A 12,602-nucleotide genomic window follows, 5' to 3' on the forward strand; every position below is an offset into this window, starting at 1 on the left:
TTGATCTGAGTTTTCTATGAATCTGACCACCCGGCAACTGCAGGCCTTCCAGGCCCTGCACCAGCATCTGAGCTTCACGCGCGCCGCGCAGCAGTGCTGCCTGTCGCAGCCCGCGTTCAGCGCCCTGATCCAGGGTCTGGAACAGGGCCTGGGGTCACAGCTGTTCGAGCGCAGCACCCGCCATGTGATGCTCACGCCCGCGGGCCAGGACTTCCTGCCGCATGCGCAGCACCTGCTCGCCGCAATCGACCAGGCCGTGCAGTCGCTGCAAGGCGCGGCCCAGTTGCGCGCCAGCCGCGTCACGGTCGCGCTGCTGCCTTCGCTGGCCGCCCACTGGCTGCCTTCGGTGCTCGCGCAGTTCGCGCAATCCCATCCGCAAATCCAGGTGCAGGTGCGCGATGCCTTGAACACGCCCTGTCTCGAAAGCGTGCAGCAAGGCCAGGCCGACTGGGCACTGTGCACGGCGCTGGCGCGCCACCCCGACCTGCATGCGACCGCAGTGGCCGAGGAAACGTTCTACCTGGTGTGTCCCCAGGCGCATCCCCTCGCACAGACGCCGGCGCCGGTCGCGCCCCAGGCGCTGCGCGGTGTGCCTTTCGTACAGCTCGCGGCCCACACCAGCATCCGGGCAAGCGTCGAGGCCTGGCAGGCCGCAGTCCTCCCGCAGCCGCTGCTGCAGACCTGCATGGAAGTCGAGCAGCTCGCCACCGTCATGGGCATGGTGCGCGCCGGCCTGGGAGTGAGCCTGGTGCCCGCGCTGTCGCTGGCCTATTTCCAGGACCCGGGCATTGCGATACGCCGACTCCAAGGCCTTGCGCCGTCGCGCACGATCTACTGGGTGCGCCACCGCCACCTGCACCTCGGGCCCGCTGCCCAGGCCTTCCACGACAGCGCCCAGCATTCGCTGCAGGAATGGCTGCAGGGACAGGAAGAAATGCAGCCCGTGGGCCGGCCGTGAAAAACCGTGGCGCGCGCGTCTGGCTATGATGTCCTGAGCTAGCGCCGGCAAGGCGCAGCGAACGCGGGAAGCCAGCACGATGAACCCACTGCCCCTTTTTCCATTGCGCAGCGAATGTCCGCCCGGTGCCTGCACCTGCGGGCGCGATGCCCTGCTGCAGGACCCGCAGGGCGACCTGCGCATCATGCGGCTGACGCGCGAAGACGAGAAACGCCTGGTGCAGCGGCTGGAGAACCTCGCAAGCCTTGCCGACCTGCGCCACATGCAGCAGCGCATGCAGCAGCAGTTGGGCCTCGAACTGCAGATCCAGACCAGCACGCGCGAAGTGCGCACGCTGCGCGGCATCACCATTCTGGTGCTCGAACGCCCGGGGCTGTGCCGCAAGACGCGCCAGGCGATTCCCGCGGCGATCAAGCGCAGCTTCGAGCAGCGCCCGGAGATTGCGTTTGAGCTGCTCGATGAGGAAAGCCTGTTTGCGTCGCAAGCTGCTGCGCCCGTGACCATCGCGCCCGCGTCACGCTAACGCCTCAAGCCAGCTGCGCCTGCAAGAACGCCAGCGGCAGCCACTGCGGCGCTGCGCCCGTGCCAAAAAACTGCACCGGTCCATGTTGCCAGGCACATGGGCCGGAAGAAATAGCGGTCTTTCTCACCATGCCATGGGATGCACTCATGTGTTTTCAGCGCCACCCTGTTGATATAAAAAAACTATCGAAATAGAATATCAATGAGTAATACTTTAAACACGCCGAACGGTTGCACGCAATGCAGCCGCGTGTGGCACACAAGCAGTGCGGCAAGACATCAGCCCAGGACTTGAGCTGTGCCAGTTGATTTCCGCCAACCCAAGGACAAGCACAATGACCGATACCCTCCAGTCCCGCGTGGCCCGAGTGATTACTGGCAGCGCCCATGCGCTGCTTGGGCGAATTGAAGACGCAGCGCCAATCGCCATGCTCGAGCAATTGGCGCGCGAGCTCGACACCGTCGTCGACGAGGTGCGCGGCGAACTCGGGCGCATCGCCGTCAACCGGCACCTCATCCAGCAGCAGCACCAGCGGTTGAACCAAGAGCACGGAAGCCTGGACTGTGCCTTGTCAGCGGCCTTGAATCAGGCACGCGACGACCTGGCCAAGACGGCAATCGCACGGCAGATCGATGTCGAGGCCCAGCTACCCATCCTCGAATCCAGCCTCAGCCAGCTCGCGCAAGAAGAAAAATCGCTATCCGGCTACATGGACGGCCTGATGAGCAAGCGCCGCGAAATGGCAAGCGCCATTACCGACTTGGAGTTCGCCCAGTGCAAGTCGGCAAGCGTTGGCGCCGAGCATGGCAACCATTGCCTGGATGCAAACGCGCGCGCAATTCAGGCCGCCTTCGATAGAACCTACAGACGTCAAACCGGCCTGGATGCGCTGGCGCCGCAGGCGACAGCAGATCAATCTGCAAAGCTGCGTGAACTGAACGGCTTGATGCTGGAAAACAAAATCCGCGAGCGCCTGGCCGCGCTCAAAGCCGGGCGGTAACTCCGCATGATTGTTCTCATGAGCCCTGAAACCTGGCCATTTGGCGCAGCCTTGGCAACCATGGTCGGGCTGACCGTGGTCGAAGGCGCGGGTCTGCTATTCGCGCAAAGCCCCTCGCACGGGCTGGATAGCATGCTGCCCGATATGCCCGAAGGGCTGGAACCAGCGTTGGGCTGGCTACACCTCGGCAGGGTCCCGATCCTGGTACTGCTGATCCTCTTTTTAGCCGGCTTTTCCGTGTCGGGCTATGTAGTGCAGGCGGTGGCCGGCACGTTGTTCGGCAGCTTGCTGCCGTGGTGGCTGGCTTCGCTGCCAGCAGCGCTCACAGGCATGTCCTGCGTGCGTGCGATTGGCGGCCTGCTCGCGCGGGTACTGCCCGACAACGAGACCACGGCTGTCAGCGAGCAGTCCTTGGTGGGCCGCACCGGCATGGTCACACAAGGGATTGCACGCACCGGCATGGCAGCTCAGACCAAGATTCGCGACGCGAACGGCGACTTGCATTACGTGCTCGTCGAGCCTGACATCGCGGCCGAAACCTTTGCAGAAGGCGACTCGGTGCTGCTCGTGCGCAAGGCCGGCGCTCGCTTTTACGGCATCCGCAACCCACACCCCGAACTGCTTTAGTGCGGGCAAGACCTTTCAATCAGAGGAAAAAATGCTCACCGATACACACATGAACGAAATGCTGATCAATATCGGCGTTCCGGCCGGCATTGCACTGTTTACCTTGCTGGCCATTGGCATCATCGTTGCACGCCTCTACCGGCGCGCAAGCAAAGAGACCGCCTTCGTGCGCACCGGCCTTGGGGGGCAGAAAGTCATCATCAACGGAGGCGCGCTGGTGTTGCCGGTTTTTCACGAAATCATTCCGGTCAACATGAACACGCTCAAGCTGGAGGTCTCGCGCAAGGAAGAGCAAAGCCTGATTGCACTCGACCGCATGCGCGTCGACGTGGCAGCCGCGTTCTTCGTGCGCGTCAAGCAAATGGCCGAATCGGTCAGCACCGCCGCACAAACCCTGGGCCGCAAGACAATGGAGCCGCAGCAACTCAAAGTGTTGGTGGAAGACAAGTTTGTCGACGCCCTGCGTGCAACCGCCGCGACCATGACCATGCAGGAATTGCAGGACAAGCGCCGTGAATTCGTCCAAGCCGTGCAAAACGCGGTGGCCGAAGATCTGGAAAAAAACGGACTTGAGCTGGAATCCGTGTCGCTCACCAGCATGGATCAGACTGCCAAAGATTTCTTCAACCCCAACAACGCGTTCGACGCCGAAGGCTTGACTCGCTTGACGCAAGAAACCGAGGCACGCCGCAAACAGCGCAACGACATTGAGCAAGATACTGAAGTGCAGGTGCGCACAAAGAACCTGGAGGCCGAACGCGTCAAGCTCGACATCTCAAAGAATCAAGAATTTGCCACACTGACGCAATTGCAAGCGATCGCCAATGCAAAGGCCGAGCAAATTGCTGAAATCGCCAAAACCGAGGCAGAACGCCAACGCGAAGCCGAAGAAGTTCGGATCAACGCCGACCGTCAGGTCAAGGAGCGGCGCATTGAGGCCGACCGCACGGTGAACAGCGCAGAAATTGACAAAAACTTGGCCATTCAGAAAAAGAACATCGAAGCGGAGCGTGAAACGCGCATCAAGCAAGCCGAGCAACGGCAATCGGTAGAGCTCGCCAACCAAGATGCAGCCATTGCCATCGCCCGAAAATCAGAAGAACAATCACAGGCCGACGCTACCGCCAACGCGGCTTTGGCGGATTCCGTGCGCTCGGAGGAGCTCGTAAAAACGGCGCGCGAAATGGCCGTGGCCGAACGCGGCAAGGCCATTCAACTGATTGATGCTGCAAAAGACGCCGAACAGCAGGCCATTGCCGTCAAGGTTGCAGCGCAGGCCGAACGTGAAGCCGCCGAGAATCGCGCCGCCGCCATCAGCGTAGAGGCCCATGCCCGCAAAGACGCTGCGTTGGCCGAAGCTGAAGGTATTGCCGCCATCAATGAAGCCAAGAACCGCCTGGGCATGGCCCAGATTGATTTAGCCGTGCGCATGCAGCTCATCGAGTCGCTGCCCCAGATCCTGGAACAGGCGGCCAAGCCGATGGAGAAAATCGATTCCATCCGACTCTTCCAAGTCAACGGCTTGCCGGGCATGGGTTCGGGCGCAGGCGGTCATGGCAACGGCCCAGCGACGGGCGGCACCCTGCCAGAACAGGTGGTGAACTCCGCCTTGCAGTATCAAGTGGCCAAACCCATTGTTGACGCCATCATGAAAGATGCCGGCTTGGCAAACCCTTCGCTTACCGGTATCGCGCAGTCAATTGCCAGCATGGTGGCGCTTCCAGTCGCGCCAGCAACCGATGCGCCTTTGCTTGGAGCTACCTCGCTGCCAGCGCAAGAGCCCGTTGCCGAGAAGGCTTGATGCTATCGGGACTTCGGCGAAGTGAATGCCGCGTCCTGAATCGACCCTCGACCCTTCGGCAGGCTCAGGACAAGCGGCCGTGCCCGGCTCTCCAGTCACCCCAGCTGTGCCTTGAAAAACGCAATGGTGCGGTCCCAGGCCAGCTTGGCCGCGGCCGCGTCATAGCGCGGCGTGGTGTCGTTGTTGAAACCATGCTGCGTGCCCGCGTAATGGTGCACCTCGTACTTCGCGCCGGCCGCCTGGAGCGCGGCTTCGTAGGCCGGCCAGGCCGCGTTGATGCGTTCATCGACAGCGGCCAGGTGCACCTGCAGCGGCGCCTTGACGCGCGCCGCCTGCGCGGGATCGGGCGTATTGCCATAGAACGGCACGGCGGCCCGCAGTTCGGGCAACTGCGTCGCAAGCCAGTGCGCCATGCCGCCGCCATAGCAAAAACCGACCACGCCGAGCTTGCCGTCGCCATCGGCGCGCATGCGCAGCCACTGCGCGGCGGCGAGAAAGTCTTCACGGGTACTGGCCTGGTCCAGCTTGGCGAAGGCTTCGCGCGCCTTGTCTTCGTCGCCGGGATAGCCGCCCAGCGGCGTGAGCGCATCGGGCGCGAACGCCATGAAGCCTTCGAGCGCCAGGCGGCGCGTCACGTCCTCGATGTGCGGATTGAGGCCGCGGTTCTCATGCACCACCAGCACCATGGGCAGGCGCGCCGCGCCCGCAGCCGAGGGGCGCGCGAGGTAACCATTGATGCTGCCGTAGACCGAAGGCGATGGCAGCGAGACGCGCTGCGTGCTCACGCGGCTGTCTTGCGCCGGCACCTGCTGGCCCGCGGCGAAATTGGGGCTCAGCGCCGCCAGCAGCCCGGCGGCCGTCACGCCGGCCTTCGCATAGCGCTGCGCCTGGCCCAGAAAACTGCGCCGGTCCATGTCGCCATGCACGTAGGCGTCAAAAAGAATCAACAGCTCCTGGTCGAAATCGGCGGCAGTCAAGCGAGTGGTCATGGCAGCTCCTGAACAAGGGATGGGAAGCAATGATCTTACGACCATGCATGCCCATCCATCAACCGCGCCGCGCCGATTCAGCCACGGGCCGCTGCAAGCCGTGGCGCGCTGCCGTCAGGGCCTGGCCAGGCGCCAGACATTGCCTACGCCCTCGCCCGTGGCGTCACCCGGGCGGCCGTCCCTGGCCCAGTAGTAGAGCGGGCGGCCCTTGTAGGCCCACTGGCTCGCACCATCGTCACGCGTGATCACGCTCCAGTCGCCTATGGGCTTGGCGCCCGCGGGTGCGATCAGCGGCGGCCAGTTGGTCGCGCAGCCGCCATTGCACACGCTCTTGCCACTGCCCACCGCATCGCGGTCGAACACATACAGCGTCATCTGGTTGGGGCCCACGAGCATGCCATTCATGGTCGTGGCAGGCGAAGCCTGGGCCATGGGAGCGTTGCTGGCCGGCGCCGTATTGCACGCGGTCAGCGCGACCGAAGCCAGAAAAGCGATAGAAGCCATACGTAGCATGGAGTTCTCCTTGAGGTTGGAAAGCCGCAGAAGGCGCGTGGATTCGATCAACCTTGGCGCCCGTTGAAGTCGCCAAGGCAGTATCTGCCTTTTTGCGCCAGGCGTTGTAACCAACATCGGCGGGCGTGGCCTGCGGGCCTCACCACAGCGGCCTGCGTTGCAGCATGGCCTGGAATTTCTCGTGCACCACGATGCCGCTGTTCAGACGCATCCAGGGGCTGGTGATGCCCGGATCGACGCTGAAGATGCGCCCCGGAGCGACGGTGATCTGCTCGGCGGTCAGATATTCCGACAGCGCCAGCGAATCATCGAGCCCGTCGAAGCGCACCCACATGTAGAGGCTCTCCTGGGCATCGCAGAAAAAGTGCGCGCCGGCGTCGCCAAGCAGCTGGCGCGACTGGCGCGTGGCCTGGGCCACATGCGCCTTGAGCGCGCTGATGTGCTTGGCATAGGTGCGCTCGCGCAAGATGGTGTCGACCGTGCGCTCCGCATATTCCGAGCTGCTCACATGCACGATGGACTTGAGATCGGCGAGTTCGGACGCCATGTCGGCACTGCAGGCGAGAAAGCCCACACGCAGTGCCGCGGACAGCGACTTGGAAAACGAGCCTATGTAGATCGTGCGCTGCAACTGGTCCAGCGCCGACAGCCGCACCTGATCCTGCGGCTTGAGATCCGCCAGCGGGTCCATGTCGACCAGCAGCAGATTGTATTTTTCGGCCAATGCCAGCAGGCGCCTGGCCTTGTAGTCGCTGATGTCCGAGCCCGTGGGGTTGTGGCCCACGGACTGCACGAAGAACAGCCGCGGGCGCTTGCGTATCAGCACCTGCTCGAGCACCTCGAGGTCCGGGCCGTCGGGCTGGCGCGGAATGCCGGCGATTTCCGCGCCATGCACCTTGAGCTTGGCAAACAGAAAGTAATAGCCCGGATCGTCGACCAGCACCGTCGCGCCCGGCGGAATCATGTAGCGCAGCACCAGGTCCATGGCCTGGTTGGCGCCATGGGTCATCAGGATCTGCCGTGGGTCGGTCTCTATGCCCAGGGCGCCGAGCTTGCGCACCAGTTGCTGGCGCAGCGGCAGGTAGCCGTAGCGGTTGCCATAGCTGAACAGCGCGCCCAGCCCGCCGCGCACCACCTTGTGGTGCACCCGGTCAAGGCGCGCGCCCGCGAGCCACTCGGGCGGCGGCATGCCGTCGGCCGCGCGTATCGCCTGGGGGTCGTCCTTGAGCTGCTCGCGTATCAGCCAGACCCAATCCTTGGCACGGCCCAGGGCGTGGTCGGGGGTGTCCATGTCGCCCGGCGCGGCGATGTCCTTCACATAGAAGCCCGCGCCGCGCCGCGGCTCCACCAGCCCGCGCGCGACCAGCAACTCGAACGCGGCGATCACCGTGTTCTTGCCATAGGCGCGCTCGCGCGTGATCTCGCGCAGCGACGGCAGCTTCTCGCCGACCTTGTAAGCACCCTGGCGGATTTCCCGCTCCAGGGATTCGGCGAGGATCTTGAAACCCGCAAGCGTTGTGGACATGGATCTGTTCTCAATAACTGTACCTGCTGCAAAGGGTACAGCACGCCTAAAGTAACAGGCAGTCCCGCTTCGCCGGGAATACCCTGATCCACCCTCACCTGCGCCCCAAGGATTTTCATGACCCGTGACTCCCGCCTGCCCAATATGCGCTCCATGACTCCGCTCGAGCGCCTGAACCGCGTCGCCGAAGCCGCCGGCCTCGATGCGCAGGACCGCCAACTGCTCGCGCAAGCTGGCGCCCTGCCCCTGGACGTGGCCGATGGGATGATTGAAAACGTCGTCGGCACATTCGAGCTGCCGCTGGGCATCGCCAGCAATTTCCTGGTCAACGGCAAGAACGTGCTCGTGCCCATGGTGGTCGAAGAGCCTTCGGTCGTGGCCGCGGCCTCGTTCATGGCCAAGCTCGCGCGCGACAGCGGCGGTTTCTTCACCTCGTCCACGGCGCCGCTGATGCGCGCCCAGATCCAGATCGTGGGCATGACCGACCCCTATGGCGTGCGCCAGATCGTGCTGGAAAACAAGGCCGAGATCATCGCGCGCGCCAACGCCAGGGACACGGTGCTGATCGGCCTGGGCGGCGGCTGCAAGGACATCGAAGTCCATGTGTTCGACAGCACGCCGCGCGGCCCCATGGTGGTCGCCCACCTGATCGTCGACGTGCGCGACGCGATGGGCGCGAACACGGTGAACACCATGGCGGAAACGGTGTCGGCCTATATCGAGCAGATCACATCGGCCACGGTGCGCCTGCGCATCCTGTCCAACCTCGCCGATCTGCGCCTGGCACGTGCGCGCGTGACGCTTTCGCCCCAGACCCTGGCCACCGCGCAGTACAGCGGCAGCGAAGTCATCGAAGGCGTGCTCGATGCCTACACGTTCGCCAAGATCGACCCCTACCGCGCGGCCACGCACAACAAGGGCATCATGAACGGCATAGACCCGGTGATCGTCGCCACGGGCAACGACTGGCGCGCGGTCGAAGCCGGCGCCCACGCCTACGCCGCGCAGTCGGGCCGCTACACCTCGCTCACGCGCTGGGAAAAGAACCGCGACGGCCACCTGGTCGGCAGCATCGAGCTGCCCATGCCCGTGGGCCTGGTCGGCGGCGCCACCAAGACCCACCCGCTGGCGCGCTGGGCGCTGCGCGTGATGCAGGTGCAAAGCGCGCAGGAGCTCGGCGAAATCGCCGCGGCCGTGGGCCTGGCGCAGAACCTGGGCGCGCTGCGCGCACTGTCGACCGAAGGCATTCAGCGCGGCCACATGGCATTGCATGCACGCAACATCGCCCTGCTCGCGGGCGCGTCCGGCGGCGATATCCAGCGCATTGCGGCGCAGATGGCACAGGAAAAGAATGTCAGTGTGGACCGGGCGAAGGCGTTGTTGGCTGGCGTATAAAAACGCGGATGAACGGCATGTACTCATGCCTTGAGCGCAGGCCGTTCATCCTTCGACGGGCTCTCAAGAAACAGCTTTTTTTGTCAAATAAATCAATGACTTAGAAGGTGGCCGATTTTGGCAAACGGCGGCAAAACAGTGACCCGTTCGTGGTGAGCTTGTCGAACCATGAACGACCCGTCCTCATGCTTTGAGCGCAGGCCGTTCACCCTTCGACAGGCTTGTATGGTTGAGTCTCCATCAACCAAACTTCAAGAAAGGGCGAGGAGCCGGGATGGAGGGACATCGACAGGCTTCGGCCGTTGCTTAAGACCCAACGGACCGACTAACTGAGTCACAACCCCATCCCTGCGCCGAGCGTCAATAAGGAACCTGGCGACGTCTTCTGCTCAATGCAGTCTCGATCGCCAATTCTTGCAAGCTCACGCCGACAGCAGGGTCCACCCCGGCACTCGTATTTTGAGCGATGAAGAACCAACAAGCTACTGAATTTGTTGGCGTGGATGTAGCAAGCGCCCACTTGGATGTCGCCGTGTACGGGCAGTCCAGCGTGCAACGATATGACAATACAGTCGAAGGCATCACCAAACTGCTGCGCACTCTGCGCCGTGGCTGCGTGCTGGGACTTGAGTCGACCGGCCGCTATCACACGGCGCTGGCACAGGCCGCACATGCTGCGGGCCTGCGTGTTTATGTTCTCAACCCTCTGGATGCGCGCCGCTACGCGCAGTCAGTCGGCCAACGCGGCAAGACCGACCGCATCGATGCGCTTGTCCTGGCCCGCTACGTCTGCCGCGAGCATGAGCAACTGCGCCAGTGGCAGCCGCCCACAGCCAGCCAAGCCCAACTGCGTGAGCTCATTACTCACCGGGCGACCTTGGTTCGCCAGCGCAGCGCACTGAAGCAGGCCGGCAGCCACAACGAGATGCTCACGCAGCTGAACGCGCCGGTGCTCAAGGCGCTGAAGGAAGCTATCGAGCACATCGATACGCAACTGACCGCGATCATCAAAGCTGACCCACCAAGCCGCCAGGCATTCGAGCACATCACCTCGGTGCCCGGGCTGGGGCTGGTCTGCGGATCGCTGCTGGTAATGCTCTTCGGGAGCATGCAGCAGCCCAGTGCCAATGCGGTCATCGCCTTCACCGGACTGGATCCGCGCCCCAACGACTCGGGTAAGAAGACGGGCCAACGGCGCTTGTCCAAGAGGGGCTGGCCGGAGAGCCGGCGCCTTCTGTACGTAGCTGCGATGTCAGCCGCCCGTACCAAGACCTGGAAGGAGTTCTATCTTGCCCAGCGCGAGAAAGGACTGAGCACGACAGCTGCGCTGATCGTGCTCGCCCGAAAACTCCTGCGCGTGGCGTATTCGCTGTTCATGCAGCAAAACAACTTCGATGGCTCACGGGTGGCCATTAAGGGTTGACGAAAACCATAGAACCTCAGGACGAACGGGGATTTTGAAGCCCGCTGTTTCTTTTGAACGCCTTGCGAGACTTCGGCTCGCTTACCGCGCTAAGCACGAACGGGTTTTGGAGGATATCTGGTGGTTCCTGGCGCGGCGGAGAAATCCGCTCGGGCTGAGCTTGCCTCGCCGGCCGCGTCGAAGCCCCGGTATTCAACAGACCCGGCGGCATCTCCTCACCCGCGCTTCTTCATCCCCCGCAAATCCAGCATCCCCGCCACCTGTCGCGGATCGATGCCGCGCGCGAAGATCGCATGCTTCTGGATTTTCTGCGTGCCCGTGGTCGGAATCTGCGGCGTGAACCAGATCCAGCCCGGCGCCTTGTAATAGGCCATGGCGCGGTGGCAATGCTGGAAAATCTGCTGCGCCAGAGCAGCTTGATCGCGGCCCGGCACGCCGGCCTTGAGCACGATGCAGGCCAGCACCTCTTCTTCGCGCACTTCATCGGCCACGGCCATCACCGCCGCCTGCTCGACCCAGGGGTGGGTCAGCAGCATGGCTTCGACTTCGGCCGCCGCGATGTTCTCGCCCGAACGCCGGATGATGTTCTTGCGCCGGTCGACGAAATGGAACATGCCGCCGGCGTCACGCACCACCATGTCGCCGGTATGGAACCAGCCGCCGCGCCAGGCGCTTTCGGTGGCCGCGGGGTCGTCCAGGTATTCGCTGAAGAAGTCCTTGCGCGGCGTCTCTTCGGAATGGCGAATCACCAGTTCGCCCGGCGTTCCGTCGGGCACTTCCTGGTCGAGATCGTCGACGGCGCGCGCCTGCACGCCCTCGACCGCGCAGCCGAACGCGCGGCTGCCGACCTGGCGGGGCGCATGGCAATCGACCATGATGCGCACCATCTCGGTCATGCCCCAGAGTTCGAGCAGCGGAAAACCGAAGCGCTCCTCGAACGCCGCATGCAGCTGGGGCTCGACGCCCGCGCCAAAGCCAAAGCGCACGCAATGCGTCTTGTCTTCTTCGGACGGCGGCTGGAGCAGCAGCAGTTGGATCACGACGCCGAGATAATGGACGATGGTCGCGCGCGTCTGGCGCACTTCCTGCCACCAGCGCGACGGCTGGAAACGGTCGGTCTGCACCTGGCAGCCGCCGGTCAGCAGCATGCAGTAGAACGACAGGATAGACGCGTTCACATGGAACAGCGGCAGCGGGTTGTAAAGCCTCTCCGCGCCTTCGCGGATGCTCGCCAGGCCGCCGCGCGTCGCATAGGCGTGGCCTGCGGCGACTTCGTAGTGGTGCGACAGCACGCAGCCCTTGGGCCGGCCCGTGGTGCCCGACGTGTAGAGAATGCTCGCCGGTGTATCGGGCCCCACCTGCCCGGCCTGTGCAGGGCGCACCGCCGCGGGCAGGCCCAGCGCCCACTGCTGCCAGATAGCGACCGCGGGCCGGTGCCGGCTTTCGCGCAGCGCGGCCTCAGTCGCATCGGCATGGCTTTCGAGCACCAGCAGCAAGTCGAGCTGCGCATGGTCGATCAGATAGGCGAACTCGCCCGGGCGGTAGTCGGGATTGACGGGTACGCAGCAGACGCCCAGCGCATTGAGCGCGAGCTTGTGCAGCATGTGCTCGGGCCGGCTTTCAAGCAGCAGGCCCACGCGGTGGCCCAGGCCATAGCCGGCCTGCTGGTAGTCGCGCATCAGCGCCCTGACCTGCGCGGCCGCATCGCCGTAGCTGATCTCGTAGCCCTCGGGATGGTAGCTGCGCGCCGGGTTGGCCGGCACGGCCATCAGGCTGTTGGCGGCGTAGGTTTGTGCAGCCTGGAAAAACACTTCGCCAATGCTGCTCGCATCATGGATGGCAATCACA

11 protein-coding genes are annotated in these 12,602 nt (G+C 63.8%); 7 read left to right on the forward strand and 4 right to left on the reverse strand.

Going from position 1 to position 12,602, the window contains the following annotated elements:
- Nucleotides 1–16: 16 nt before the first annotated feature.
- The 5 genes from GVL12_RS16130 (at nucleotide 17) to GVL12_RS16150 (ending at nucleotide 4,909) form a co-directional block, all read left to right on the forward strand.
- A complete protein-coding gene (locus GVL12_RS16130; protein WP_159915839.1) occupies nucleotides 17–958 on the forward strand; it encodes a LysR family transcriptional regulator in 942 nt (313 codons plus the stop codon).
- 79 nt (nucleotides 959–1,037) lie between these two features.
- Nucleotides 1,038–1,481: a hypothetical protein gene (locus GVL12_RS16135; RefSeq protein WP_159915841.1), complete on the forward strand. Its 444-nt coding sequence runs from the start codon at nucleotides 1,038–1,040 to the stop codon at nucleotides 1,479–1,481.
- A 334-nt stretch (nucleotides 1,482–1,815) separates the two neighbouring features.
- Entirely contained in the window at nucleotides 1,816–2,481 is a 666-nt protein-coding gene (locus GVL12_RS16140) for a PspA/IM30 family protein (protein WP_159915843.1), read from the forward strand.
- Between the two features lie 18 nt (nucleotides 2,482–2,499).
- Complete coding sequence (locus tag GVL12_RS16145) at nucleotides 2,500–3,108, forward strand: YqiJ family protein (RefSeq protein ID WP_200843808.1); 609 nt, start codon at nucleotides 2,500–2,502, stop codon at nucleotides 3,106–3,108.
- A gap of 49 nt (nucleotides 3,109–3,157) precedes the next feature.
- On the forward strand, nucleotides 3,158–4,909 hold the full coding sequence (locus GVL12_RS16150; protein ID WP_159915918.1) for a flotillin family protein: 1,752 nt from the start codon (nucleotides 3,158–3,160) through the stop codon (nucleotides 4,907–4,909).
- A 95-nt stretch (nucleotides 4,910–5,004) separates the two neighbouring features.
- On the opposite strand, the gene GVL12_RS16155 is transcribed toward GVL12_RS16150, so the two are convergent.
- The 3 genes from GVL12_RS16155 to GVL12_RS16165 form a co-directional block, all read right to left on the reverse strand.
- Nucleotides 5,005–5,898, reverse strand: a complete 894-nt coding sequence (locus GVL12_RS16155) for a dienelactone hydrolase family protein (protein ID WP_159915847.1) — start codon at nucleotides 5,896–5,898, stop codon at nucleotides 5,005–5,007.
- A gap of 114 nt (nucleotides 5,899–6,012) precedes the next feature.
- Nucleotides 6,013–6,411 (reverse strand): hypothetical protein, encoded by a 399-nt coding sequence (locus GVL12_RS16160; RefSeq protein WP_159915849.1) that lies wholly within the window; start codon nucleotides 6,409–6,411, stop codon nucleotides 6,013–6,015.
- Between the two features lie 139 nt (nucleotides 6,412–6,550).
- A complete protein-coding gene (locus tag GVL12_RS16165; RefSeq protein ID WP_159915851.1) occupies nucleotides 6,551–7,936 on the reverse strand; it encodes a PLP-dependent aminotransferase family protein in 1,386 nt (461 codons plus the stop codon).
- Between the two features lie 117 nt (nucleotides 7,937–8,053).
- Between GVL12_RS16165 and GVL12_RS16170 the strand changes: the two genes are divergently transcribed.
- Both GVL12_RS16170 and GVL12_RS16175 read left to right on the forward strand, forming a co-directional pair.
- Entirely contained in the window at nucleotides 8,054–9,331 is a 1,278-nt protein-coding gene (locus GVL12_RS16170; RefSeq protein ID WP_159915852.1) for a hydroxymethylglutaryl-CoA reductase, degradative, read from the forward strand.
- Nucleotides 9,332–9,797: 466 nt separating this feature from the next.
- On the forward strand, nucleotides 9,798–10,754 hold the full coding sequence (locus GVL12_RS16175; RefSeq protein ID WP_159915853.1) for a transposase: 957 nt from the start codon (nucleotides 9,798–9,800) through the stop codon (nucleotides 10,752–10,754).
- Between the two features lie 215 nt (nucleotides 10,755–10,969).
- Here the strand turns inward: GVL12_RS16175 and GVL12_RS16180 are convergent, their stop codons facing one another.
- Entirely contained in the window at nucleotides 10,970–12,601 is a 1,632-nt protein-coding gene (locus GVL12_RS16180) for an AMP-binding protein (RefSeq protein WP_159915854.1), read from the reverse strand.
- Nucleotide 12,602 lies beyond the last annotated feature (1 nt).

This window comes from Pantoea sp. 18069, from assembly GCF_902706035.1.
Classification (GTDB): Bacteria; Pseudomonadota; Gammaproteobacteria; order Burkholderiales; family Burkholderiaceae_C; genus Comamonas.